25 protein-coding genes, 1 tRNA gene and 1 pseudogene are annotated in these 25,855 nt (G+C 40.4%); 15 read left to right on the forward strand and 12 right to left on the reverse strand.

Annotated features, from left to right (window positions below; all coding sequences use genetic code 11):
- The first annotated feature begins 215 nt into the window (after positions 1-215).
- Positions 216-473, forward strand: coding sequence for a SemiSWEET family transporter (locus tag G6W43_RS04480; RefSeq protein WP_012140463.1), 258 nt, complete (start codon positions 216-218; stop codon positions 471-473).
- Between the two features lie 320 nt (positions 474-793).
- Here G6W43_RS04480 and leuC read toward each other — a convergent pair whose 3' ends face one another.
- Positions 794-2,059, reverse strand: a complete 1,266-nt coding sequence (gene leuC / locus G6W43_RS04485; protein ID WP_103589905.1) for a 3-isopropylmalate dehydratase large subunit — start codon at positions 2,057-2,059, stop codon at positions 794-796.
- Positions 2,060-2,614: 555 nt separating this feature from the next.
- On the opposite strand from leuC, the pseudogene G6W43_RS10855 reads away from it, so the two are divergent.
- The 4 genes and pseudogenes from G6W43_RS10855 to G6W43_RS04500 form a co-directional block, all read left to right on the forward strand.
- A pseudogene (locus tag G6W43_RS10855) lies at positions 2,615-3,139 on the forward strand (cache domain-containing protein); the annotation flags it as partial.
- A 765-nt stretch (positions 3,140-3,904) separates the two neighbouring features.
- Positions 3,905-4,429, forward strand: a complete 525-nt coding sequence (locus G6W43_RS10860; RefSeq protein ID WP_103575376.1) for a methyl-accepting chemotaxis protein — start codon at positions 3,905-3,907, stop codon at positions 4,427-4,429.
- Positions 4,430-4,500: 71 nt separating this feature from the next.
- Positions 4,501-5,823: an NFACT RNA binding domain-containing protein gene (locus G6W43_RS04495; RefSeq protein ID WP_194169262.1), complete on the forward strand. Its 1,323-nt coding sequence runs from the start codon at positions 4,501-4,503 to the stop codon at positions 5,821-5,823.
- 2 nt (positions 5,824-5,825) lie between these two features.
- Positions 5,826-6,167, forward strand: coding sequence for a hypothetical protein (locus G6W43_RS04500; RefSeq protein ID WP_194169263.1), 342 nt, complete (start codon positions 5,826-5,828; stop codon positions 6,165-6,167).
- Between the two features lie 123 nt (positions 6,168-6,290).
- Here G6W43_RS04500 and G6W43_RS04505 read toward each other — a convergent pair.
- Positions 6,291-6,388 (reverse strand) — tRNA-Sec (locus G6W43_RS04505).
- A gap of 75 nt (positions 6,389-6,463) precedes the next feature.
- Between G6W43_RS04505 and G6W43_RS04510 the strand changes: the two genes are divergently transcribed.
- Positions 6,464-7,039, forward strand: a complete 576-nt coding sequence (locus G6W43_RS04510) for a BON domain-containing protein (RefSeq protein ID WP_002940841.1) — start codon at positions 6,464-6,466, stop codon at positions 7,037-7,039.
- Positions 7,040-7,041: 2 nt separating this feature from the next.
- On the opposite strand, the gene G6W43_RS04515 is transcribed toward G6W43_RS04510, so the two are convergent.
- Genes G6W43_RS04515 through G6W43_RS04525 form a run of 3 tightly spaced genes read right to left on the reverse strand, consistent with a single transcriptional unit; the run spans position 7,042 to position 10,813 of the window.
- Positions 7,042-9,492, reverse strand: coding sequence for an efflux RND transporter permease subunit (locus G6W43_RS04515; protein ID WP_194169264.1), 2,451 nt, complete (start codon positions 9,490-9,492; stop codon positions 7,042-7,044).
- Positions 9,492-10,094: an ABC transporter substrate-binding protein gene (locus tag G6W43_RS04520; RefSeq protein WP_107831525.1), complete on the reverse strand. Its 603-nt coding sequence runs from the start codon at positions 10,092-10,094 to the stop codon at positions 9,492-9,494. Before G6W43_RS04520 ends, G6W43_RS04515 begins: the two co-directional genes overlap by 1 nt.
- 2 nt (positions 10,095-10,096) lie before the next feature.
- A complete protein-coding gene (locus G6W43_RS04525; RefSeq protein ID WP_194169265.1) occupies positions 10,097-10,813 on the reverse strand; it encodes an MlaA family lipoprotein in 717 nt (238 codons plus the stop codon).
- Between the two features lie 154 nt (positions 10,814-10,967).
- On the opposite strand from G6W43_RS04525, the gene G6W43_RS04530 reads away from it, so the two are divergent.
- From G6W43_RS04530 to G6W43_RS04565, 8 genes are read left to right on the forward strand one after another with little or no spacing between them, the layout of a single operon-like run.
- Positions 10,968-11,750 carry a TOBE domain-containing protein gene (locus G6W43_RS04530; RefSeq protein ID WP_194169266.1) on the forward strand — a complete coding sequence of 261 codons (783 nt, stop codon included), beginning with the start codon at positions 10,968-10,970 and terminating at the stop codon, positions 11,748-11,750.
- Positions 11,751-12,506 carry a molybdate ABC transporter substrate-binding protein gene (modA, locus tag G6W43_RS04535; protein WP_107969880.1) on the forward strand — a complete coding sequence of 252 codons (756 nt, stop codon included), beginning with the start codon at positions 11,751-11,753 and terminating at the stop codon, positions 12,504-12,506.
- A complete protein-coding gene (locus G6W43_RS04540; RefSeq protein WP_107969878.1) occupies positions 12,503-12,892 on the forward strand; it encodes a TOBE domain-containing protein in 390 nt (129 codons plus the stop codon). The genes modA and G6W43_RS04540 overlap by 4 nt, the downstream gene beginning before the upstream one ends.
- Positions 12,893-12,894: 2 nt before the next feature.
- On the forward strand, positions 12,895-13,752 hold the full coding sequence (locus G6W43_RS04545; protein ID WP_103617672.1) for a sulfate/molybdate ABC transporter ATP-binding protein: 858 nt from the start codon (positions 12,895-12,897) through the stop codon (positions 13,750-13,752).
- A complete protein-coding gene (modB, locus tag G6W43_RS04550) occupies positions 13,752-14,426 on the forward strand; it encodes a molybdate ABC transporter permease subunit (RefSeq protein ID WP_103617681.1) in 675 nt (224 codons plus the stop codon). Before G6W43_RS04545 ends, modB begins: the two co-directional genes overlap by 1 nt.
- Positions 14,427-14,462: 36 nt before the next feature.
- On the forward strand, positions 14,463-14,960 hold the full coding sequence (locus tag G6W43_RS04555) for a redoxin family protein (protein WP_103617671.1): 498 nt from the start codon (positions 14,463-14,465) through the stop codon (positions 14,958-14,960).
- 9 nt (positions 14,961-14,969) lie between these two features.
- Positions 14,970-16,529, forward strand: a complete 1,560-nt coding sequence (locus G6W43_RS04560; protein ID WP_103617670.1) for a class I SAM-dependent methyltransferase — start codon at positions 14,970-14,972, stop codon at positions 16,527-16,529.
- A gap of 11 nt (positions 16,530-16,540) precedes the next feature.
- The gene (locus G6W43_RS04565; RefSeq protein WP_194169267.1) at positions 16,541-17,005 is read left to right on the forward strand and encodes a damage-inducible protein; all 465 of its coding nucleotides are present in this window, start codon (positions 16,541-16,543) and stop codon (positions 17,003-17,005) included.
- A 2-nt stretch (positions 17,006-17,007) separates the two neighbouring features.
- On the opposite strand, the gene G6W43_RS04570 is transcribed toward G6W43_RS04565, so the two are convergent.
- Genes G6W43_RS04570 through G6W43_RS04580 form a run of 3 tightly spaced genes read right to left on the reverse strand, consistent with a single transcriptional unit; the run spans position 17,008 to position 20,251 of the window.
- Positions 17,008-17,811, reverse strand: coding sequence for a 3'(2'),5'-bisphosphate nucleotidase CysQ family protein (locus G6W43_RS04570; RefSeq protein WP_194169268.1), 804 nt, complete (start codon positions 17,809-17,811; stop codon positions 17,008-17,010).
- Positions 17,808-19,085: a citrate synthase gene (locus tag G6W43_RS04575; RefSeq protein ID WP_103610658.1), complete on the reverse strand. Its 1,278-nt coding sequence runs from the start codon at positions 19,083-19,085 to the stop codon at positions 17,808-17,810. The genes G6W43_RS04570 and G6W43_RS04575 overlap by 4 nt, the downstream gene beginning before the upstream one ends.
- A 2-nt stretch (positions 19,086-19,087) precedes the next feature.
- Entirely contained in the window at positions 19,088-20,251 is a 1,164-nt protein-coding gene (locus G6W43_RS04580) for a cation:proton antiporter (protein WP_002940802.1), read from the reverse strand.
- A 115-nt stretch (positions 20,252-20,366) separates the two neighbouring features.
- On the opposite strand from G6W43_RS04580, the gene G6W43_RS04585 reads away from it, so the two are divergent.
- Positions 20,367-20,849 carry a hypothetical protein gene (locus G6W43_RS04585; RefSeq protein ID WP_194169269.1) on the forward strand — a complete coding sequence of 161 codons (483 nt, stop codon included), beginning with the start codon at positions 20,367-20,369 and terminating at the stop codon, positions 20,847-20,849.
- A gap of 556 nt (positions 20,850-21,405) precedes the next feature.
- Here G6W43_RS04585 and crcB read toward each other — a convergent pair.
- The 4 genes from crcB to topA all read right to left on the reverse strand — a co-directional run bounded on the left by crcB (position 21,406) and on the right by topA (position 25,717).
- The gene (gene crcB, locus G6W43_RS04590; protein WP_103593698.1) at positions 21,406-21,759 is read right to left on the reverse strand and encodes a fluoride efflux transporter CrcB; all 354 of its coding nucleotides are present in this window, start codon (positions 21,757-21,759) and stop codon (positions 21,406-21,408) included.
- Positions 21,759-22,598 (reverse strand): biotin synthase, encoded by an 840-nt coding sequence (locus tag G6W43_RS04595; protein WP_194169270.1) that lies wholly within the window; start codon positions 22,596-22,598, stop codon positions 21,759-21,761. Before G6W43_RS04595 ends, crcB begins: the two co-directional genes overlap by 1 nt.
- Positions 22,599-22,823: 225 nt before the next feature.
- Positions 22,824-23,543: a leucine-rich repeat domain-containing protein gene (locus G6W43_RS04600; RefSeq protein ID WP_194169271.1), complete on the reverse strand. Its 720-nt coding sequence runs from the start codon at positions 23,541-23,543 to the stop codon at positions 22,824-22,826.
- A gap of 59 nt (positions 23,544-23,602) precedes the next feature.
- Complete coding sequence (topA, locus tag G6W43_RS04605; RefSeq protein WP_103569958.1) at positions 23,603-25,717, reverse strand: type I DNA topoisomerase; 2,115 nt, start codon at positions 25,715-25,717, stop codon at positions 23,603-23,605.
- Between the last annotated feature and the right edge of the window lie 138 nt (positions 25,718-25,855).

Genomic DNA, 25,855 nt, shown 5'->3' on the forward strand with positions numbered 1-25,855 from the left:
TTAAATTTCAAAAAATTACAAAAGTATAACCAAATTTTCTAACTCATCTTGTTTTAAATTTATTATCACTTGATAAAAGCTTTGCCCTTAAATTTGCAAAAATGAGCGCTTTTGCCAAAACAATGGGCTACTTTTTAGCAGATAAAATTAATTTTTTTACCACGCTAATCATAAAGCTAAGAATAATATAATGGCTTACTTTTAAAGGAGATCACATGAGTGAAAGAAATTTACAAATTTTAGGTTGGATAGGCACGTGCTTATCGGTTGTTATGTACTTTTCATACATCCCACAGATAATGGGCAACCTTGATGGCAACAAAACGCCTTATATACAGCCACTAGCGGCTGCGCTAAACTGCACGATCTGGACAAGTTACGGCCTACTAAAATCTAAAAGAGACTATCCGCTAGCAGCTGCAAACTTACCAGGCATAATCTTTGGACTTTTGGCAACTATAACAGCGTTTTAATGCACTAACTTCAAGCTTTTTATACTAAAAATAGCCGGTAAATTTGCAAATTTATCGGCTAACAAATCTAAATTTTACAAATAAACTAAAATATCAAATTTAAGACAGGTCTAAAAGTAAATTTCACAAGAAATTTCATCAAATTTTGTCAAAAATGTAAGGCAAAGTATCGTGAGATGGGTTTAAGGGCTTTGCTCCCCTTGCGGTAGCAACTGCAAGCAGAAGCAACGTAAAAATTTAGCAAAGATAAGACATTTAGTCTATCGAGCTAAATTTTTACTAGCTCCATTAAAAACGCTCGCGAGACGAGCCGTTAAATTCTAAAGATCACGCGGATCGGCGATTTTACCTGCTATCGCGCTCGCCGCCACAACCGCCGAGTTAGCTAGATAAATTTCACTCGTCCTATCCCCCATACGACCGACGAAATTTCTATTTGTAGTCGATATGCAGCGCTCGTTTGCGCCCAAAATGCCCATATATCCGCCAAGGCAAGCGCCACATGTTGGGTTGCTCACAACTGCGCCAGCTTCTATGAAAATGTCGATTAGCCCCTCTTTTTCAGCAGCTCTTGCGATCTTTTGCGTCGCTGGAGTGATGATGAGCCTTGTTTTGCGGGCTACTTTTTTACCTTTTAGGATTTGCGCTGCGATGCGAAGGTCGCTTAGACGGCCATTTGTGCATGAGCCGATAAATGCTTGATCGATAGCTAGATCGTCGCGAACCGCCTGTCTTACGCTCTTGCCGTTGCTTGGCAAAAATGGATATGCGATGACTGGATCAAGGTTTGTGACATCGATCTCTAAAATTTTGTCGTATTTTGCGCCCTCGTCTGAGTAGAAAAATTTTGGTTTATCGCGTAAATTTTTATCTTTTAAAAACTCTTTTGTGATCTCATCAACCGCGATGATGCCGCTCTTTGCGCCAGCTTCGATCGCCATGTTGCACATTGAAAATCTATCATCCATGCTAAGGCCATCTATCACCTCGCCGCTAAACTCAAGCGCCTTGTAAAGTGCGCCATCAACGCCTATTTGACGGATGATCTCAAGGATGAGGTCCTTGCCGTAGACGTGCTTATCAAGCTTACCTTTAAAGACGACTTTGATGCTCTCAGGCACTTTAAACCAGTTTTTGCCAGTGATCATCGCATAAGCTAGGTCGGTGCTACCCATGCCAGTGCTAAATGCCCCAAGAGCGCCGTGCGTACAGGTGTGGCTGTCTGCGCCGATGATGACGTCGCCTGGGATGACTAGCCCTTTTTCAGGCAAAATTGCGTGTTCGATGCCCATATCCTTTTCGTCAAAATAGTTTTTAAGGTCATGTTTGTAGGCAAATTCGCGTGAAATTTTGGCTTGATTTGCGCTTAGGATGTCCTTTGTCGGGATGTAGTGGTCCATCACGATGGCAAAGCCGTCTGGGTTAGCTAGCTTTGTCGCGCCACTTCGCTCAAACTGCTTGATCGAAATAGGCGTCGTGATGTCGTTGCCTATGATCATATCGATCTTGCTCTCGATAATCTCTCCTGCGCTTACTTCTTTGCCAACGTGATCTGAAAATATTTTCTCGGTGATAGTTTGTTTCATAAATTTCCTTTAAATTTTGAGGCGATTTTAACGAAATTTGTATAAAAAGATATTTAGCCAGCGCTTTAAATCACTATAAATTTGACAAAAAATTTATGCTAAAAATTTGGACAGATAAGATTTGCAAGATAGTATTTTCTTTTTTATATATTTTAAAATTATAATTTAAGCAATTAAAATAAATTAAACGTCAAATTTAGCCTTAAATTTCATTCTTAATCCCTAAAATACTCTGTTTATTACTTTGGATAATTAAATTAATAAAATTTAGCAAAATTTATCATAACAAGCGTTATTTAGCTACTTTTTGCCATTTTTTCTTAAAAATAAAAATTAAGAGATATTGTTTAACTTTTATTATAAAATACGCCGAAAATTTTAAAAGGATTTAAGATGAAAAGACTTTTTTCTAGCTTGTCTAACAAGATAGCCTTTTTGCTGACAGCTTGGATGCTAATAGGCATAGGCATATTTTTTAGCATAAACTACTCAAATTCCAAATCGGAAAAAATTCAGTCCTATAACAATGTGCGTAAAACTGGGCTTAAATCGACGATGTACTTTGTCGATGAGTTTTTAAAGTCAAGACTTCACATGGTGCAAACCTTCGCAAAAGAGCTAGAGGATAAAAAGACCTACGCCAGCAGGGACGATATAGCCGAGGCGCTAAAGGGTGCTTTTGTCATTTCGCCATTTGACGCGCTATTTGTGGGCTATGCGGATAACGGCAACGTCATAAAGACTGATCTTTTGAAAAACAACCAGCCATTTTTGATACCAAATTTTGACGGCCGCACGAGGGCTTGGTTTAAGGGTGCTAGTAGCAGCGGCAAGCCTGGATTTTCAGAGCCATACGTAGATGTCACGACAAAGAATTTAACCATCACAGCCTACGCTCCTATTTTTAATGACAAACACCAGCTAGTAGCGGTAATCGGCGCAAATATCTTCTTAAACGGCTTTAGCCAGGAGCTTTTAGAGATAAAAACGACCAAGACTTCAAGTATCATGATCGCCGATGACAACGGCAAAGTGATAGTTCATCCTGATGCAAATTTAATCACAAAAGAAGATGAAAACTACAAAAGCCTCATCAAAGAAAATATGAAAAACAGCATAGATGGCGACAAGGTCTCGCTATTTTTCTATAACGGCATGAGAAACGTCATCTACTGCCAAAAACAAAAGCTAACAGGCTGGAACGTCTGTATAGTGGCTGATGCTGATGAGTTTGTAGCTGAGATAAAAAGCGCTTCAAATAAGCAAATTTTGATGTTTAGCCTATTTTTGATCTCGGTCATCATCGCCATCATCGTGGTCGTTAGATACTTCTTAAGACCGGTTCTAACGATACAAAACGGGCTAATCGAGGTCTTTAAATTTATAAACAACAAAACTTCAAATGTCGAGCCTATCAAGCTAAAAAGCAGCGACGAGCTAGGCGTTATGGCTAGCATCATCAACGAAAACATCGAGAGCACAAAAGAGAATTTAAATAGCGAGCGCGAGTTTTTAGCTAAAACGCAAGAATTTGTAAGCAAGATAAAAGGTGGCGACTTTAGAGCGACGCTTGAAGCGACGACAAATAGCCAAGCTCTGCTAAAGCTAAAAGAGGCATTTGGCGATCTACGTGACTCGCTAAAGACAAATATCGCTTCAAACGAGCACGACATCTTAAAAGCGCTAGAAATTTACTTTAAAAACGACTTTACTGCTAGGATAAACGACGAGGGCGTCATCGCAAAAGGTATCGACGCACTTGGCGATAAGATCGCGCAGATGTTAAAAAACAACGAAGAGATCGCAAAACTGCTAGAAGACCGCGCAAAGGCGCTAAAAGGCTACATGCAAGAACTAACGACTAAAGCAAACAAGAGTGCGACTTCGCTCTCTGAGGGCGCTGCTGCGGTTGAGCAAATGAGCGCGTCTATGAGGCAGGTAAATGCAAGATCTGATGATGTCAAAAGGCAGTCTGAGGAGATAAAAAATATCATCACCATCATCCACGACATCGCCGATCAGACAAATTTACTAGCTCTTAACGCTGCCATTGAAGCAGCACGTGCGGGAGAGCATGGCAGAGGCTTTGCGGTTGTGGCTGATGAGGTTAGAAATTTAGCCGAGCGCACTCAAAAAAGCCTTGGCGAGATCGAAGCAAATGCAAATATCCTAACTCAAAACATCGATGATATGAGTGCGGCGATAAACGAGCAAACCATAGCGATCGCTCAGATAAACACGCTAGTTGCCGATATCGACAACCTAACAAAAGAAAATCTTGAAGTGGCAAACCAAACAAACAAAGCCACAAACGAGGTTGATGAGATAGCTGATCAAATCGTCAAAGAGGTCGCTAAAAACAAATTTTAACTTTTGTCCTAGCAAACCAGCTAGGACTCTTTGTTAAAACATTTTTGCAACATTTCTGATATAATCCCCGCATGAAGTACGCACATTTAGTTCAAATAGCAAATTATCTATCAAAATTTAAAAAGATAAGCCAGGCAAAGCGCGTAAGCGACATGGCTATACTTATCGAATTTAGCGGCGAAAAGATCATTTTTGATCTAAATAAGTCAAACTCTGCTATCTATAAAGATGATGAGCTAAAAGAGGCGAAAATTTATCAAGCACCCTTTGATAATGTCCTAAAAAAGCGCTTTAACGCCTCGCATATAAAAAGCGTCGAGTGCCTAAAAGACAATAGAATTTTAAAATTTACCTGCACGCAAAGTGGCTCATATAAAAGCGAAAATTTTATCCTTTATCTTGAATTTACTGGCCGCTTTACAAACGCCGTGATAACTGATGAAAATAGCGTGATCATCGAGGCGCTAAGACATATTGATAATAGCTACCGCAAGATAGAAACTGGCGAGGTTTTAAAAGAGCTGCCAGCCATCGCCATCAAAGAAAAGCCGTGCGAGCCGATAACTGACTTTGAGGTATTTTTTAAAAGTGAAGCAGCTAGGATAAACGAGGATAGGATAGCTAGCTTAAAAGAGGCAAAGCTTGCTAGCGTGCAAAAAAAGATAGATAGCATGAGTGAAATTTTAAACTCGCTTGAAGATAAAGATGAGCTTATGAAAAAGAGCGAGGAGTTTGCAAACTACGGCACACTTTTGCTTGCAAATTTGGCAAATTTTAAGGGCTATGAGAGAGAAATTTCTCTTAATGATTTTAACGGCAATGAGATAAAACTAACTCTTAACGATACGCCAAAAAATAGCGCAAATGAATTTTACTCAAGATCAAAAAAGCTACGTGCAAAAGCCCTTGGTGTGGAGATAGAAAAGAGAAATTTAAGCGAAAAGATCGAGTTTTTAGAAGGGCTAAAGTCGCTTTTAAAAGAGGCAAATAATGCTTACGAGCTTGAAATTTTAAGCCCAAAAAACAAGGCAAAACAAAGAGAGAGACAGATAAAAGATGTGAGCGAAAATGCTGAAATTTTCTATGTTAGAGAGTTTAAAATTTTAGTTGGCAGAAACGAAAAAGGTAATATAAATTTACTTGATCTTGCTAAAAAAGACGACATCTGGCTTCATCTAAAAGACGCCCCAAGCGCTCACGTCATCATAAAAACAAACAAGAGCAAAGTGCCAGAAGACGTGCTAGAAATGGCTGCTAAATTTTGCGTGGAATTTAGCGTAAAAGGAGCTGGCAGATACGAGGTGGATTACACTAAACGTGAAAATTTAAGGCGTGAAAATGGCGCAAACGTCACTTACACAAACTACAAAACGATCATCATAAATAAAGGCTAAAAATGGCGGTAACACCTTTAGGAAACAGCAACTTCATCAACCAAAACGCCCCAGTCGTCTCGCAGGTGCATGCAAATCAGCAAGCACGCTTTGACATGCAAGCGCTAATGGCATCTGAGCTAGCCACCCAGCAAAACGAAGAGATCAAAGAGGTGCGTCCGATGGAGGAGTCATATAAAATAGACCCTGAAAAAGAGCACGAGCGTCAAAAGAGTGAAGAAGAGGCAAGCGAGTTTGAGAACGAAGAGCAAAACGCAAAAGCCAAAGATGAAGAGGTCTTTGAAGACGAGCTTGATAGCGAAGAAGAGAGCGAAGAGCCACACATTTTGGATATAAAAATTTAAACTTTAAATTTAAAGACCATGGTTTAAATTTGCGACCATTATTTTTAAAATTTACTAGCTAACTGCGCCTAAAATCATAAAAACAGATAATTTAAAAAAGTAGAAATTTAAAAGAAGCAAAAGTGGCGAGAGGATGAGAGAATCGAACTCCCCACCAGACGGTCAACCGCCCAGTCATCGGGTTTGAAGCCCGTGAGCATCACCAGATTACTTTATCCTCCGTGAGCGTTATTTTAGCAGATTTAGATAAATTTTAGCCCATTTTCTATAAACTTTTTGAAATTACAAAAGGATTTATGATTTCTAAATTTAGCGTTTTTGCATTTTTGGTCTTATTTTTTTGCTCTTGCTCCTCAGTCCTCACCCCAGCAACAGCGCCACTAAATGTATATGACGCATACTCCATTTCTCGCGATAAACGCGGTATCTACTCGATCTCACGTGATAAATTTATCCAAAGCAAGCTACAAAGCAAAATTTTGTTTTCAAAAGGGCTCAGCAACATCGACATCGAGATAGAGGTCTTTTATGGCGATGCCTATCTCATAGGGCTTGTTGATAGCAAAGAGTTAGGAGATAAGCTAGTTGAGCTTGCCAAAAGCACGGACGGAGTGCGAAAAATTTACACCTATCTTAGGGTAAAAAAGAGCGAGTATCCGTGCGATAGCCTGAGCATACTTGCAAATTTAAAGCAAAATCTCTTTAAAGATAGCGTCGTTGAGGGCACAAATGTGCGTGTTAGCATCGTTGGCTGTGACGTTGTTTTTAGCGGTGTGGTAGATAGTATCGAGCAAGAAAAGCACGCCATTTGGTACGCTAAGCACATTGACGGCGTGGCTGATGTCTATTCGTTTATCAAAGTTATCAAATAAATTTATACCTCGCGCTTTTTCACAAAGCTTGCTATCAAACTTGGCAAGATGATGAGCGCACCAAGCAGCATAAATACCATAACAAGATCGGTTAGCAAGCCAAAATAAATTGTTGGTATAAAGTTGCTAGTTATCATCACGCTAAAGCCAAGAAAAATGGTAAATGAGGTGTAATACATCGCGTATCCTATGCTAGCGTGCGCAGCCTTAATGCTTTCAAAAACGTCCTTTGTAAGCAGCTCCTCTTTGAAGCGGTGGATGTAGTGGATGATATCATCAACGCCGATACCTATACTAATGGCAGCTATCGTAATGCTCATCACATCAAGCGGTATGCCAAAAAATCCCATCACGCCAAAGAGCGTGCAAAGCGGGATCAAATTTGAAACAATGGCGATGGTTGCTAGCTTGATACTTCTAAAAACAAAGCAAAATATAACAAAAAGTATCGCAACCGTTAGTCCAAATGTATCAACCTGCGAGCTAAGCAAATTTTGAAGCATATTGTTATAAAGCACCATCATACCGGCAACTTCTATGTTTACGTTATCATTTTTGGTAAGCTCTGCAAGCCCAGCCTTAAGCTCTTTTAAAAACTCATTTCGCCTAAGCTTTGGATCGCTATCAACGATCCTTAGGCTAAATCTAAGCTCGTCGTTTTCGACGCTTACATAAGGACTTAGCAAGATAGTTTTATACTCAAGTGGTAGCTTCTCATACATCGCAGCTAGCAAAAAATCATCACTAACGCCGTTATTTAGCTCTTTTATCGCCTTTATAAGCGTTGCAAGAGAGCTTACGTTGCCTACAAAATTTTGCTCTTTTAGATAGTCGTGAACTTTTTCTGCAACTCTTGTGTGGTAGCTGTTAAACCAGTATTTTGCGCTCTTTGCGTCGTTTTCAAACTCACTTTCAAAGTCATCTTTTTCTTCGCCACCCTCTTTCTTTGGCTCGCTCTCTTTAAATTTCACTATCACATCAACTGGGATCGTGCCACCAAGCTTTGTGTCGATAATCTGCATGCCTTGGCGGATCTGCGTACTCTCCTTAAAGTAGCCAATGAAGCTGTTTTCGACCTTTATCTTACTGATGCCATAAACGCCAAAGCAGACAACAAGTACGCAAACTGCGTAGATGATCTTTCTTGAATTTAGCGCCAAATTTGCGCAGTATTTTGTAAATTTAAAGCTGTTTTCAAATGTCCTAACAGGGGCAAGCTTCTTTAAATTTGCATTTACCGAGCCAAACAGCAAAAATGCAAGCACGAGTGAAACGCTAATGCCAGCACTCATCATAATGCCAAGCATGATAACTGGCTTTATATCGGCACTCATTAATGAGCTAAAGCCAATGACTGTCGTAAATATCGCCCAAAAAGATGGAGAAAATTTGTCACGAAGTGTCAGATAGATGAGCTGATTTTGGCTGTATTTTGGGTGTTTTGCATAAAATTCTCGGTAGCTTACGACTAGGTGAATGACAGTTGAGATGGTGATAATTAGCTGAAGTGCGATGTAGTTTGAGCTAATGACCGTCACTTCCCAGCCAAACATACCAAAAATTCCAGTCGTAAAAATGGCACTTACCGCGCAGATAAACATCGGTAAGACGATCCATCTAACCTGCCTAAAAAATAGCCACAAGCTAAAGCTAAGAAGCGCTAGAACGCTTAGCCCGTAAACCAAAAGATCGCTCTTTATAAAGCCTATCATATCATCAGCGATCATATTTGCGCCGCCCAAAAAGAGCTCGTCATTTGCGTTAAATTTAGCGATGGCTGCCTTTATGGCTTCAAGGTTTTTGTGATCGCTCTTTCTAAGCTCATCTCGGTAGGCTTTAAACTCCGCTAAAAGCGCTTTAAATTTCTCTTTTTCAGCCTGCGTGATAGTGCCGTTTGACTCTTTTTGGCTAAGTAAATTTCGCTCATTTAAAAGCTCGTTAAATTTCTCATCTTGCTTTAAATTTAGCGCGATCGCTGTGGTTTTTAGATCTTTGCTTATCAAATTTCCGCTATAAATAGGACTTTTTGCAAACTCAAGCTTTGCTTTTGAGATATTTATATCTCTATCACTTAGCGTTGGCGTATGCTCTAAGATGCCAGTCACGCCGCCTTTTACGCTATTTAGAAGCGGCACATTTAAGATAGAGATGACGCTGCTAACCATATCGTTTTTGGCTAGCTCGTCGCTTAAATTTTTAATAAGCTCTAAATTTTTAGGTGAAAAGAGATCATCTTTTGGGGTGAAAGCGACCACCAAAAGCCCTGGCGAGTCGTAGCGTTTTGCTATCTGTCTATAAGCTTTTAGATCAGGGTCATGTTCAAGTAGCAAGGTCTCAGCTGAAGCGTCAATGCTAAGCTTTGTGCTAAGGTAGCCAAAAACTACGCTTAGAACTAGCACAAGCGAGATAATAAGCTTGTTTTTAGCAATGATAAATTTAAAAATTTGTCGCATTAAGGATTAGTTTTATTTTGATCAGGCAAAACCGCTTCGTTTAGTTTTTGTAAAAGCGTATTAAAATCGCCATTGTTTAGCACGTCGCCAAACTGGCTTCTATAAGTTTGAATGATGCTCACACCAACGATATCAAGGTCGTAAATGAGCCAACCACGCTCTTTTGCATCGTAAAATTTATAGACAAATTCATAGTTTTTGCCGTCATTTAGAAGCTCAGATGTGAGCCAGTATCTATTTTTTTGAGGCTCACTCTCTCCAGTGATGTGGATCTGTTGGTCTTTGTAGCCTAAGAGTTTGTCGATATATGAGCTTTTTAGCTTTTGCTCAAATGCAGCGTCAAATTTAGCTTGCTCGTCAGCACTTAGGCTGTTGTAGCGCTTGCCAAGGCTGATCTTTGCCATTTGCTTGTAGTCAAATAGTGGATCAAGCAGAGCAAAAATCTCCTTTGTCTTTGCATTGTTGTCTAAATTTGTATTTTTTAAAATTTCAATCACCTTTGTTGTCTTTGCCTCTATCTCAGGCTTTATCTGCTCTTTTGAGAGGGCAAAAAGGCTAGTTGCTAAAAGTAAAATCGCCGCTATAATTTTAAAAATTTTCATACTTACTCCTTGATAAGTTTATCGCGTCTTTGCTCGTAAGCATCGCGTAAAAATGGATATAGATCGATCGCGTCTTTGCGTAGTTTTTCATATGCTGTTGGGTCTTGTGCAAAGCTGTTAAACGTCCTATAAGACTGGATGCCAGCTGACAAAAGCATAGGATCAACATAGCTAATAGGATCGGCAAAATAGTCTCCAACTAGGCCTCCAGTATCTCTTAAATTTGATGGTCCAAGCAAAGGCCAAACGATGTGAAAACCGCTTCCTAGCCCCCAGTAGCCAAGGGTTTGTCTAAAGTCCTCGTTGTGAGGCTTAAGATCATAGTATTTTGCCCCGTCTGTTAGCCCTCCAAAGCCAATTATCGTGTTTGCCAAAAAGCGCAAAGTCTCTTCGCCGGCGTTTTGAAATTTAAACTGAAGCAAGTTATTTACAAAACGCACTGGAAAAAGAAGGTTGTCAAAGAAATTTGCAACCATCGTTCTAGCCGTAGCTGGCACGACATAAGCGTAGCCTTTTGCCACTGGAGTTAGCATATTTATGTAGATAAAGTCATTTACATTTGTCATCACCCTGTTATAGCCACTAAGTGGGTCAAAAACGTCACTTCTTGCCTCAAATTCAACATCAAAGTCATCATTTTCATTGCCATTAGTCGCGTTTATATCGGCACTGGCACAGGCTAAAAGCAGGCTACAAAAGATAGCAAGCAAAAATTTCATCATAAAACCTTAAAATTTATTTATAAAATACGGCTTGATTTTATCCTCTTGAAACTTTACAAGAAATTAAAGAAAATTTGTAATTTTAAGCTTGTGAATTAATATAATTAGATATACTTTGCAAATTATTATTATATATTTAGAGGTTAAAAATTTGAAAGCAGATATAAATTTAGAGCTATTTCTGGGCGAAGATACGCAGGTTTTAGCAAAGCATATAGCGCTACTTAAGGCTATAAAAGAGACAAAAAGTATCACAAAAGCGGCTGAGGTTGTCGGCATATCATATAAAAACGCTTGGGACTGCTTAGATACGATAAATAACAAAAGCAGCAAGCCTCTCATCATAAGAGCTGATGGCAACAAGAAAAATAGCGGCTCAGAGCTTAGCCCATATGCCAAAAAACTGATAAAAATTTACGACGCTATCCTCGAGACACAAAAGGACTTTTTGCAAAAAATTTGTCAAAAGGTTGATTTTGAAGATGTTGATATCATAAACCTTCAAAGGATGAGCATGAATTTAAGCGCTAGAAACCAGCTCTCATGCGAGATCGTTAGTATAAATAGAGGCGCTGTAAATTCTGAGATTGTTGCAAAGCTAAGCAATGGCAACACGCTTGAAGCGACCATAACAGTTGAGAGCGAGAAAAATTTAGGTCTAAAAGTGGGTCAAAAGGTAGTTTTCATCTTTAAAGCACCAGCAGTCATTCTCGCAAAAGATCTTGATATAAAAATAAGCACTAAAAATCAGCTAAAAGGCGAGGTCATCGAGGCAAAGATAGGCGCTGTAAATGCCGAAGTCACGCTAAAACTAAGTGACGAGCAGACCTTAACTGCCATCATCACAAAAGATAGCGCGATGGATATGCAAATAGGCGTTGGCGACACGCTTTTAGCAATAGTAAAATCATCTCAAATCATAATAGGAGTATAAATGAAAAAGGTTTTTAAATTTCTATGTGTGGCGGCGTTGCTAGCTATAAACGCCTTTGGCGCAGAGGTAAATGTCTATGCCGCAGCAAACACGACCTATGCGTTTCCTGAGCTTATAAAAGAGTTTAACAAGCTTCATCCAAACGCTAAGATCAACCTAACTCTTGGCGCAAGCGGCGGCCTTGTCACGCAGATACAAAACTCAGCCCCAGCTGATATCTTCATGGCTGCTGATATGGGCTTTGCGCAAAAAGCCTACGACACAGGCTTTGCAGTGGCTGCTCCAAAAGTTTATGCTCAAGGAGCTTTGGCGATCTTTTCTATAAGAGATGTGGATTTTAAAAAGGGCATCGAAGTGGTTCGCGGCCTAAAAGCGATCTCGGTAGCAAACCCAGAAACCGCACCTTACGGCAAGGCTAGCATCGAGGCTCTTAAAAATGCAAAACTTTATGACGAAGTGGAGAAAAACATCGTCTATGCTCAAAAAATTTCTGAGACACTTTCTCAGGCACTAAGTGCTTCAGATGTTGGTTTTATCGCTGCTAGCGCGCTTTTTAGCGAGAAAATGGCAAAATACAAAGAGGGCACTAACTACATCTTCGTGCCTCAAGAGCTCTACACTCCGATCGATCAAGGCATCGTGCTCTTAAAACGCGCTGAAAATAACGCTGATGCGAAGGCATTTTATGAGTTTATCTTGGGCGAAAAGGCAAGAGAAATTTTCAAGAAATTTGGCTACAACGTCCCAGCTAAATGATAAAAGCAAAGATCGCTCAAATTTCTTCTAAAGATGGGGTCAGCTTTTTTGAGCTTGAGTGCCTAAATTTAGGGATAAATTTATATATGCTAGCCTTAAATGAGGCTAGCAAATTTGCTCTAAATGATGAGGTGAGCTTAAATTTCAAAAGCTCAGACGTCGTCCTATCAAGGCTTAGACTTGAGGCTAGTTCGCTTAAAAATGAGCTAAAATGCGAGGTCGCTGGCATAAATCACGGCGAAATTTTAAGCATAGTTAGCCTAAAGTGTGAGCAGCTTTGCTTTGAGGCTATCATCTCAGATCACGCTCTAAAAGGGCTAAATTTAGCGGTAGGCGAAGAGGTATTTGCCTACGTTAAATCAACAAGTATCCACATAAGCGCTTAAAAATGATAGAAATTTCATGCAAAAAAGAGCTAAATGGCGGCGACGGTAAATTTACGCTTGAGGCCGAGCTTACCTTTGAAAGTGGCGAGTTTGTCGCACTTTATGGAGCAAGTGGCGGAGGTAAGACTACGATTTTAAGGCTCATCGCTGGCTTTGAAACCCCACAAAGTGGCGTGATAAAGGTTGCAGATAAGATCTTTTTTGATGAAAAGACAAATTTAGCCCCGCAAAAGCGAAATATCGGCTTTTTGTTTCAAGACTACGCCCTTTTTGAAAATATGAACGTCTTTAAAAATTTGCTTTTTGCAAATAATGATGAAAATTTAGCAAACAAGCTACTTGAAATTTGCGAGCTAAAGAGCCTAAAAAACGCCAAGATAGGCGAACTTTCAGGTGGTCAAAAGCAGCGCGTGGCACTTGCTCGTGCGGTGATGAGAAAGCCAGAAATTTTACTGCTAGATGAGCCACTAAGTGCCCTAGATAACGCTATGCGCGAGAAGCTGCAAGACTATTTACTAGCGCTTAACGATGAGTTTAAGATGAGCGTTATCTTAGTAAGTCACGACATAGCTGAAATTTACAAGCTTTGCAGCAAGGTTTTTGTCCTTGAAAATGGCAAAATTTCGAGGTCTGGCAGTGCGAGTGAGATATTTTTAAAAAGTGCAGGATCGCAGAAATTTGCATTTAACGCTAAAATTTTAGAGATCAAAAAGCGTGACGCCATTTTTGTGGCAAGCGTGCTAATAAACCGCCAAATTTGCGAGGTCGTGCTAAGTAGCGCAGAGGCTAGTGGGCTAAGAGCTGGCGACACAGTCGTGGTTAGCACAAAAGCCTTTGGCGTAAATTTGGTAAAAGCATGATGAGCGAGCTAGCAAATATTGATTACGAGCCATTTTGGCTCTCGCTAAAGCTCTCTTTTATCACGACCTTTATACTATTTTTCTTCTGCGTAGCACTGGCATACTTTATGTCGCAAAAGAAATTCTTTGGTAAGGCATTTTTAGAGTCCATCATCTCGCTGCCTTTGGTACTACCGCCAAGCGTTCTTGGCTTTTATCTGCTCATTTTTCTCTCGCCCTACTCGGCCTTTGGCAAATTTATAGAAGAACTCTTTGGCGTGAGGCTAGTTTTTAACTTCACGGGCCTTGTTGTAGCAAGCTGCATCTACTCGCTGCCATTTATGTTTGGGCCCATTTACGCTGGGTTAAATAGCCTAAAAAAGAGCCTTTTTGAGGCGAGCTACAGCCTTGGTAAAAGTAGGCTTACGACCATTTTTAGGGTCATCTTGCCAAGTATCAGATCAAATTTACTAACCGCGATCGTCGTTAGTTTTGCTCATACGATGGGCGAGTTTGGCGTGGTTTTGATGATAGGTGGCAGCGTGGCTGGTGAGAGCAAGGTCGCTAGTATCGCGATATTTGAAGCGGTTGAGATGCTTGACTATACCAAAGCTCACATCTATGCACTTTTGATGCTCATAATTAGCTTTTTCGTTCTTTTTGTCGTCTATCTCTTAAATTCTAAAAAAGCTTAAAGATATATAATAGATAAAATTTTTAAAGGACGAAACATGATAAAAGTGCCTACAAGCATCTATCTAAGGACTTTAGACGGTAAAGAATTTGACTTTTCAGCCTTTGCAAGGATCCACAACTGCGTGGTTTTTATCTATCCAAAGATAGGTGAGGACTTCGAGCTTTTAAGCGAGCAGCTACAAAAAACTGCGGGCATGAAGGGTTGCACCAAGCAAGCGATAAACTACAAAAAACTTCTTAAAGAATTTAACGATCTTGGCTTTATGGTAGTAGCTATTGGCTCCCAAGATATCGCGGCTCAAAAGAAATTTGAAGAAGAGACCGCAACTGGCGTGATGTTTTTAAATGATAGCGAGTTTATGCTAGAGCGCGCGCTTGAACTACCTGTATTTGCAGCTTCAAATGGGCATAAATTTTACTTTCGTCAAACACTTATCATAAAAGGTGGCAATATAAGGCGCGCATATATCGTTGATGAACCCGAAAACGACGCTAAAAATATGCTGGAGAAGATAAAAAACGAAGACTACTAAGGATAGAAAATGGACAAAAATAGCAAGATCGAAAAGTCTTATGACGAACTAACATATAAATCAGCAGCATTTGCGCAGTCATCGCCCTATAAACTAGAGGCTTGCGCCACACTTCTTGGCATCAACCCGCAACCTTGCAAAAACGCAAAAGTTTTGGAGATAGGGTGCAGTTTTGGTGGAAATTTGATCCCATTTGCCGTAAATAATGAGAACGCAAGAGTAGTTGGCATCGATCTTAGCGGCGAGCAAATAAGGCGAGGAAAAGAGATCGTAAAAGAGATAGGACTAAGCAATTTAGAGCTAATCCACGGCGATATCTGCGAGTTTAAAAGTGATGAGAAATTTGACTACATCATCGCTCACGGCGTCTTTAGCTGGGTGCCTGACTTTGTGAAAGATGCTATTTTAAAGGTCGTAAGAGAAAATTTAAGTCAAAACGGCGTGGCGTTTATCTCTTATAACACATACCCAGGCTGGAAGATAAAAGATGTAGTGCGTGATCTTATGCTGCTTGCTGCAGAAAAAAAAGAAGGAATAAGAGATAAATTACAATCAGCAAAAGAAGCACTTTTGGTCTTTAAGAAGGTGCTATTAAATAGAGATAGTGAGGCATTTGAAAAAGCTATACCTGCAAAATCGCTTATATCTAAAATAGATAATATCCTTGAAAATAGTGATAATTATATAGCTCATGAATTTTTAGAAGAGATAAATGATCCATTTTACTTTAAAGATTTTTGTAACAAAATAGATAAATTTGATTTGGCTTATCTTTGCGAAAGTGATCTTAATGATATTTTTGCGCCAGATTTTGGAAATAATCTTGTTGATGATTTTAAGAAGAAGCATTTTGGTGATCGTATACAAAGTGAGCAATTTTTTGATACATTAAACATGAGGCCTTTTAGACAGAGCCTAATAGTACATAAGGAAGCTTACGAGCTTGTGAAAGAAAAACACATAGGGCCAAGCGACATAGCAAAGATAAATGTTGCTGTAAACTTTAAAAAAGTCGGTAATATGTGGGTTAGTGCAAACCAGGATAAGGCTATGCCACAAGATGTATCATGGCTTTGTGAAGTATTTCATAAGATGTACCCAGCAAGCATAAATCTTTCTCAGATTTTAGAAGTTTTACCAGAAGATAAGCTCAATGTCTATACTGCTTTTATAAGAGTGCTTTCAAGTGTTTTTGATGAGGCAATAGTTGGAACTAAAGAATTTCTAGATATCAAATATGAACCCGGAAAGACTAGATTAAAAAAAGCTCTTATACCTTACATGAGGTATTTTTCTAAAAATGGGGTCGAAAAAGATATTGTTTTTGCTAATGAGTTAAATTTTAGTGAATCAAACTTCTTGCAAGAAGACTTTGACATCATTCTTGAGTTTAATGGGAAAAATACGGAAGCTGATATAGTCAATAAGGTGATAAAAAAAATAAAAGCTGGCAAGTTAAATCTTGTAAATGAAAAAGATCAAAAATATCTTGCAGTACATGCAAAAGAGTATGTAAAAAAACTATCCATAATTCTAAGCATTGGTTTTGCATTTGAAGAGATAGAATAAAGATTTAAGCGATGAGAAAGTTTTTAGCTCTTATATTTTGTATATTTCTAGCAGGTTGTGCTAGCAAGCCAAGCGTGAAAAAACTAAATCTTAAAAGTAGCCTAAACTACGGCGGCGAAGAGCTTGCAAAGATACTTGAGCAAGATGATGCAGTGGCATTTAGCAGCAACTTGCGTGAGGGAGTTTTCATCTACATAAGTAACGCTAAAGTCGCAAACTATCTTGGCGCAGTAAGAGCCGAGAGACACGCTAAATTTAGCGTAAAAGATCTAGGCAAAAACGATCTTTTGATAAAAAGCGTAAATGATCTAACGCAAAGCTTTGATGCCAGTTTAGAGCGAGCTAGAGAGCTAAAATGTGGCACTTTAGTGATTAGGCTAAAAGATAAATTTCAAGATTTAGAAGCGGCAAATAAATTTTTAGAGCAAAACGAGAGCGCATTTTTAAAGATGAGTGGTGAGATAAGGTGCAAGTAGCCTTATCTGCCCTGCTCTATCAGCCTAAAAACTTCATCCTCTAAGCTCAAAGCATTTTTGCCAAAAGCTACGTAAAATGGGCTTTTTAGATCAGCTAGCTTGTAGCTTGGCTCGCATCTGTCGCTAGCGTTTAAGACCTTGCCACCGCTAAATTTCACTATCGCCTCGCCTGCAGCATTGTCCCAAAGATAGCTAGGGCTAAATCTCACATATATCCCGCCAAGCTCGGCTAAACGGCAAAATTTAATGGCAGATCCGATGCATTTTTGCTCTAAATTTAAGCTATCTCTTATAAGCGTAGCCCTCTTCGTCTCGCCTCTTCTGCTTGAAAAGATGAAGTTATTTAAGCTTTTAGCTTTTTCATTTAGATCTTGTTTTTCTACGACCTCATCATTTGCACCTAAAATTTCTTTAAAAGCGCCGTTTTCATCAGCGTAAAAAAGCTCTTTACTAACTGGGATAAAAATGACGCCAAGCACCGGCCTAGCCTCTTTTATAAGCGCTATACAAACGCAAAATTCGCCATTTCTAGCTAAAAATTCTTTCGTGCCATCAAGGGGATCTACTAGCCAAAACTCGTCTTTGTCGCTATCTTGCAAGATGCTCTCTTCAGAGCAAATTTTTATCCCGCTTTTGCTTAGCTCTTTTAGTATCACCTCATTTGCCGCTAGATCAGCGCTAGTTAGCGGCGAGCTGTCATCTTTTAGGCAGACTTTAAGCGCCTGGCTATTAGATGAGTAAAATTTCATTATCTCACCCCCAGCGCTGATGGCTGCCTTGATGGCTAAATTTAAAAGCTCGCTCATTTTGGTGTTCTGTTTGTCTCTCCAACGTAGAGCTGTCTTGGACGGACGATCTTTATAGTGTCTTGCTCTTTTAGCTCGATCCACTGGCTGATCCAGCCTGGCGTCCTGCCGATCACGAAAATGACGGCAAACATATTATTTGGTATGCCAAGCGCTTTTAGAATGAGTCCTGAGTGAAAATCGACGTTTGGATATAAATTTCTACTTACAAAGTAGTCATCATTTAGCGCGATCTCTTCGATGCGGTTGGCGATCTTTATGAGCTCTGAGCTAATGCCGATCTCATCCATCAGCTGATCTCTCATTTTTTTGAGCACTTTTGCGCGCGGGTCAAAGTTTTTATAGACCCTGTGACCAAAGCCCATTAGCCTAAATGGATCGTTCTTATCCTTTGCTCTAGCGATGTATTTATCGACGTTTGCGACCGAGCCGATCTCTTCAAGCTGGCGGATGACACCCTCGTTTGCTCCGCCATGAGCCCAGCCCCAAAGTGCGCCGATACCTGCACTTATACATGCGTATGGGTGCGCGTGCGTAGAGCCAACGGTTCTAACGGTTGTAGTTGAGGCATTTTGCTCGTGATCAGCGTGTAGCATAAAGACCGTATCAAGCGCCTTTATCTCAATAGGCTTAAGATCGACGTGCTCGTATGGATAGCCCCTCATCATGTAGAGAAAATTTTCAGTAAAGCCACGATCTAAATTTGGATAGATGATAGGAAGTCCGCGTGAGTAGCGGTAGCTAAAGGCCGCTATCGTTGGGATCTTGGCGATTATCCTCATAGCCATCTCGTGGTACTCTTCAGGTTTATCCATATTTAGGTGGTCTGAGTAAAAGGCACTTAGCGCTGAGACCGCTGCTTGCAAGATCGCCATAGGATGCGCCTTGTCTGGAAATGCGTCAAAGAGCTTCATCATGCCCTCGTGTATGAAGCTTCTTTTTTTGAGCTCATCTTTAAAGCTTGCGTATTGCTCGCTAGTTGGTAGCTCTTTGTTTAAAAGCAGGTAGGCAACGTCTAAAAATGTCTTATTTTCAGCCAAGTAGGCGATGTCGTAGCCTCTATACATGAGCTCGCCCTTTAGGCCATCGATGTAGGTTATGGCTGAGCGGCACATCGCAGTTGAGGTGTAGCCCCTGTCAAAGGTAAACATCCCAGTGTCGCTAAAGAAGGTCGATATATCGATGACGTCTGGCCCCATAGTGCCTTTTAGGATAGGAAATTCATAGCTTTTTCCAGTTCGGTTGTCGATTAGTGTGGCTGTATTTGATGACATTTTTACTCCTTGCTTTTTGATTGCATTAAAATTTTGATGATTATAGCTCCTATTATAGCTTGTGCGAGGCTTGCTAGGATGAAAGATGAGTAAGAATAGTCACTTATCTCGCCTGATTTGTGTGCGATAGTAGCAACTGCGATCAAAAGAGTGAGCGGCATAGACTGCGAAACTGAAAATAAAAATATCCCTCTAAAGCCAAGCTTGCCCAAAAAGAGCAAACTAGATACAACTCTGGTGCCAAGCATCGCTAAAAATATAAAAATAGCATCCTTTATCACTTCGCTAGATCCTAAGCTTGAAAGCTTGAAAGTAGAGCCTATGTGGATGAAAAATATCGGCACCAAAAAGCCAAATCCAAAGCTTGAAAGCTTGTGTGGCAAGTCCTTTTTGTGATCAAAAAATGTCGTGATAAACATACCTGCGATAAACGCACCAAAGGCGACCTCTAAATTTAGATATAGCATCAAAGCTATCATCGTGAAAAATACCGCGATGCAAAGTCTGATGTCCTTCTCGTCCTTGTCGTAGTGTGGCATGAGCACCACTTTAAGCCCCGGATACCACCAAAAAAGCACGTCCAAAATTTTAAAACTAAGCACGCTAATGGCCAAAAATAGGATCAAATAGCCAATCGTTAGCCATAAATTTATACTCGCTCCAAACTGCAAGTAAGCAGCGGTAAATGTTAGAAGCGTGATGCTTAAAAGCTCGCCGATAGTTGCTATTAGCATGCTTAAATTTAGCCACTCTTGCTGCTTGCCATACTCCTTAAATAGCGTAAATATCATGCCAACGGCCATTATAGGGATGATGATGATGTAAAGCAGACTAAGCTCAAGTCCTAGCGTCAAAGCTGTGGCTAGAGCGTAGATGAGCGCTAGATAGATGAGCCCAAGGCGCAAAATTTTACGGTCGATGTTTATTAGCATCCTAAGATCGATCTCCATGCCAGCTAGAAACATCAAAAAGAAAAAGCCAACTTCGCTGATGAGCTTAAACATCTCGTTTTCGCCGACAACTCCGATATAGCCAGCAACCGCTCCAAGTAGTATCTCAGCAGGTGCGACTGGTATGCGTAAAATTTTAGAAATATAAGGCGAGGCAAAGACGATAAATGCCAAAACGACAAGGATGCTAAGCTCGCTTGCTTGATGTAACTGCAAAAAAATCCTTAAAATAAAAATGCCTGATTGTATAAAAAGCTTTGTTATTTTTTGATTAAGCTAAGCGAAATTTAGGCAAAATGACGGCTATTTTAGAAATTTGGAGTGAAATTTTATGCGTAAATTTAGCCTTTTTGTTTTGCTGTTTTTTGGTCTCTTTTCTTTGGCAGGCGAGCTAAGCTTGGTTGAGAGTTTTAGGTTTGATGGGAGCACATTTTATAAAAAGCAAGTGGTTAAAAATGAGAGCTTTTACTTTTTAAAAAATGAAAATATGGACGAGCACTTTGCCTCGTTTAAGGTAAAGTTTGACAAAGATGTCAAGACAAAAAGCAAGTTAGAAGAGCTAAAAAAGGCTCTTAAGCAAGATAAAAACGTGCTTTTTAGCGAAGAAAATGATCAAATTTTAGCTCTCATAAAGGATGAGGTTAAGAGTAAAAATATAGAAATAATCCACTTTTTACTTAAAAAAGATGGAGTTATGATACTTTCGTATGAGAGAATTTACGATCCAAAAACCTTGACAGATGCGCTTAAGCCAGTGCTTTTAAGCGAAGCTAGAAATTTTATGCTGCAGATGCCAAAGATAGAGGCTAGGTAGAGAGGTGCATGTGACGACGCTTCGCACTGCATGCATTTTATTTTAGAAAATTCTGACAAATTTTAAAATTTCATGAACGAGTAATTTCGGCTCTGATTTTAGTGGCAAGCTTTGCGAGACCTAAAATCTGTAGTCAACTCTTGCGAGTGAATGGAATTTTAAAATTTGCGCGATAGTAAATTTCTATTTTTAAAAATACAGACTTTCTTTATTTTTAAGTTCTTTTATTCAAAAGGGAGACAAGGGGACTTGAATTACGGTCTGCTTGCAGTTGCGAGCTAGCGAAGCAAAGCCGTCCCCTTATCCCCCTTTTTAAATCCTCCAATCCCCTCGCACGTTCAAAGTGCATGCGATAGCACTATCGTGCCGCATGTGTTTTATGCCAAAGGAGTTTATAACAAATTTTAAAATTTATGAACGAGCATATCACGACTCTAAATTTAGTGCTAAACGAAGTGCAGCCTAAATTTAGTAGTCTGCTAAGGCGAGTGAGTAAAGTTTTAAAATTTGCAAAATGGCATAAATAAAGCTATTTTTATTACACACCTTAAAAACCTCATAAATTTTTACCAAGCAAAATGCCAAAATAGCTTGCGAGCAGGCAAAGGCTAAGGTTTAAAAATATATTTAAAAAGCCTTTTACGAGTTCGCCTTCTAGTAAAAATTTAACGCTATCAAGGCTAAAGCTTGAAAACGTGGTAAAGCCGCCAAGTATGCCAACGACTAAGAAAACTCTCACGCTTTGGCTTAAATTTAGGCAAAATAAAACGCCTATAATGAAGCTGCCAAGCACATTTACACCAAGTGTGGCTAGGGGAAAGTGGCTAAATTTTAGCAGCTCGCCAGCTAAAAACCTGCACCCAGCCCCGATAAAGCCTCCAAGCCCTGCAAAAAGTAAATTTACAAGCATTAGTGGCAGATGCTTGCAAAGCTAAAACCACGCTTTGTAAGCTCCTCGATGTCCTTGCTCGCCTTCTCGCCCTTTGCGGTGAGGTAGTCGCCTATCACGATCGCGTCTGCACCATTTTCGAAGATCTCGTACTGCCTCTCGCCCAATATCTTCTCCCTGCCGCCAGCTATCATGACCCTAGTTTCTGGTAGCGCGCTTTTGGTCTCACGCACGATTTTTAGGGCCTCATCCGCGCTAAGAGGTGGCTTATCAAGCCTTAGGGCGTCGCTTTTTATGAAAAAATTTATAGGCGATGAAAATGGCTCAAGCTCTTTTAGGCTAGCTCTAAAGCTCACCCTGTCGGCCTCGCTCTCGCCAACGCCGTAAATGCCGCCAGTGCAAAGCATGAGCCCAGCCCTTTTTGCGTCTAAATTTGTCTGATATCTCTCGTCCCAAGAGTGCGTTGTGCAGATTTTTGAGAAAAACTCACAGCTAGTTTCTAGGTTGTGATTGTAGCTAAAAACGCCAGCATTTTTGAGCTCACAAAGCTGCTCGTAAGTCGCCATGCCGTTACATGCGATGAGCATCAAATTTGGCACTTCTTTATGCACGGCTCTTGCCAAAGATGCGATATAGTCGGTCTTTTTATCATTTAGCCTAGCACCACTTGTGACTAAACAAAAGCCAAGAGCGTGGTTTTTATAAGCCATTTTGGCCTCATCCACCACCTGCTGCACGCTTTTTTCTTTAAATTTCGTGATATCAGCGCCAGCTTTGGCACTTTGCGTGCAATAAGCGCAGTCCTCAGCGCAGTTTCCCTGCGTGACAGAGCATATCGCACAAAGCATAATCGTTTTCATTTTTGATCCTTTTTTGGGGAGCATTATAGCTTTGGTAGGTTTAAAATTTAAGTAGAGTGGTTTGTATTTACGAAAAAGAGGAAAATTTTAAAAATTTATAAGCGAGCATATCACGCTTCCAAATTCAGTGGCAAGTGATAACGAGGCCTGAATTTGGTAAGTTGCTAAGGCGAGTGAGTAAAGTTTTAAAATTTGCAAAAAATATTTTTTTAGAAATTTAAAGTTTTATTTTTTCTTATAAATTTCCGCTCTCTCTTTTAAAAGCCCTGTTTTTAAATTTGGCAAAGCACTAAGCTCATCAAAAAGTCCAAAAAGTGCATGCTGTGGCGGCAAGCTAAGGTGAGTGAGGGATTTTAGAGATAAGATGGGTGAGTAGTCCTTGCTCTTTATCCTAGCCACCAAGATCATAAGGCTCGTAAGTCCTGGCATCTGGCGTAAGAACTCTAGGCTATCTATGTGGATAAATTTAGGCGAAAGTCCGTCTCCGCTGATCTCTAGGCTCTTTAAATTTTGCAAATTTGAAAGCGCAGAGTAGTCACTTATCTTTTGAAAATTCTCCACCGCAAGGCTTTCAAGTCCAGTAAGTTTAGCGATCGGTGCGATGCTTTTTACGCTGGCTCCAGAGCCTACAAAAAGGCTCTTTAGACTAGAAAGATTTGCCAGCGCGTCAAGGCTCTCATACGAGCCCCATTTGATGTGAAGGCTCTTTAAATTTCTTTGGCAACACGCTGCGTCAAAGAGCTCTTGAGGCATTTTGGTGCAAAAGTTAAGCTCGTCAAATGCCTCCTGCTCGCTTCTTAAAAAGTCGCACCACTCATCAAGCACTGCTCTTTTTTGCTTGGCGGTTTTATACTGCGGCGTGAAGCTGTCCCCTAGCTGCGTGCAGTTTATCACAAGGCTCTTTTGCCCTTTATACTGGCTAACTTCTACGATAGTTTCAGGCATTTAAAGTCCAAATTTATAAGCCAAATTTAGGCTCAAGGGCTAAAATTTGGCTAGAAATTTTAATTTTCAGAGATAAGTGTCTTTTTCTTACACTTTGTGCACTCTATAAAAGTGCCTTTTTTAAGCTCTTTTTTGATCATATCGCCGCCGCACTCGTCGCATTTTTGCGCGACTGGCTCGTAGTTTGAGATGAAGTCGCATTTTGGATAGTTGGCACATCCATAAAATTTACCGCGCCTGCTAAATCTCTCTACGATCTCGCCGCCACACTTTGGACATGGCACATCAAGCTTTTTAAGCTCACGTTTTGGCTTAGCAGCCGTTGCAGAGCCAGTTTTTGCACTCTTTTCATTATCTTTTGCGACGTTTCTTGAGTATTTGCATTTTGGGAAATTTGAGCAAGCGATAAACTCGCCATATCTGCCCTTTCTAAGCACTAGCTCGCTTCCGCACTCTGGGCACTTCTCGCCGATCGGAGTGGCTGTTTTTAGGCTTTTTATGCCAGTTTTGCCAGCGCTAATTTTTTCCATAAATGGATAGTAAAAGTCGCTTAGCACCTTTTGCCAGTCAGCCTTGTCAAGTGCGATCTCATCGAGCTTTTCTTCAAGATGTGAGGTAAATTCGCTATCGACGATGTTGCTAAAGTGCTCCTCCAAAACGCCTATCATGCTAAATGCGATCTCGTTTGGTATGAGCTGCTTTTTCTCGATCCTCACGTAGTCTCTTGATGTTAGTAGCGAGATGGTCGGTGCGTAGGTGCTTGGGCGGCCGATGCCTAGACTTTCTAGCTTTTTAACAAGGCCAGCTTCAGAGTACCTAGCTGGTGGCTCGGTGAAGTTTTGCGTGCTTTTTATGCTTTGCAAGCTCATCTCATCGCCTTTTTTTAAATTTGGTAAAATTTTATCCTTATCAAGCTCGCCATAAACCTTGTAAAAGCCGTCAAATAGCACCTTTCTGCCACTTATCTTAAACTCGCCTTTTTCGCTTGCGACATAGACATTTTGCGTTTGGCTCACACATGCGCTCATTTGACATGCTAAAAATCTATTGTAGATGAGTGTGTAGAGTTTTAGCGCATCTTTTTCTAAAAATTTAGCGGCAATTTGCGGTGTGAAGTTTAAATTTGTAGGGCGGATCGCCTCGTGGGCTTCCTGCGCGCCTTTTGAGCTTGTCGTGTAGCTTATCGCTTTGGCCGGCAGATACTCTTTGCCGTAGTTTTGCAGGATATGCTCTCTAGCGGCAGCGACGGCCTCTTTGGCTAAATTTAAGCTATCTGTTCTCATGTATGTGATCGCACCCATGAAGCCCTCGTTTGTTTGCACGCCCTCATAGAGGCTTTGCGCGATCATCATCGTCTTTTTAGGGCTAAAACCAAGACGGTTACTCGCACTTTGCTGAAGAGTTGAAGTCATAAATGGCGGGCTTGGCTGGATCTTTCTATCCTTGCTCTCGATCTCACGGACGCTAAATTTCTCATTTTGTAAATTTTCAATGATGTATTTTGCGCGGTCAGGATTTTGAATGGTTAGCTTTTCTATCTTTTGGTTTTCAAATTTAACTAGCTCGGCGTCTAGATCTTTTTTAAAAACGGTGTCAATGGTGTAGTATTCAACCGGCTTAAATGCCTGAATTTCACGCTCGCGGTCGACTATTATCTTTAGCGCCGCACTTTGCACACGGCCAGCGCTTAAGCCTTTTTGTATCTTTAAATTTAAAAGCGGGCTTAGCTTGTAGCCAACGATGCGGTCAAGTAAGCGCCTTGTTTGCTGGGCATTGACGCTGTTCATATCGACGTGTCTTGGGCTTTTTAGAGCGTTTTGTATGGCACTTTTGGTGATCTCGTGAAAGACGATGCGAGGCAGGCTTGTTGGCTCTTTGCCGATGGCGTTTGCGATGTGAAACGCGATCGCCTCACCCTCTCTATCCTCATCGGTCGCGAGGTAAATTTCATCTGCACCTTTAGCAAGCTCTTTTATCTCTTTTACGATGGCGGAGTGGTCGCTACTGATGCGATACTCTGGGGTAAATTTATCATCCTCTATCTTGATGCCAAAGCTCGTTTTTGGCAGGTCTCTAATGTGACCTTTTGAGGCGATGACGTTGTAGCTTTTGTCTAAGAAATTTTTGATAGTCTTTGCTTTTGCGGGAGACTCCACGATGATTAAGCTTTTCATTTATATATAGCCTTTGAATTTTTTGGCGTAATTGTAGCAGAAATAATTTTTTAGAGTGTAACATGTGAAAAATTTTTAGGAGGAGCGCGATTTTTGTTTTTTATAAAAAATTTTTATGCATAGCTCTAAACTTTTTTA

The sequence above is a fragment of the Campylobacter concisus genome (assembly GCF_015229965.1).
In the GTDB taxonomy this organism is placed as follows: domain Bacteria; phylum Campylobacterota; class Campylobacteria; order Campylobacterales; family Campylobacteraceae; genus Campylobacter_A; species Campylobacter_A concisus_BD.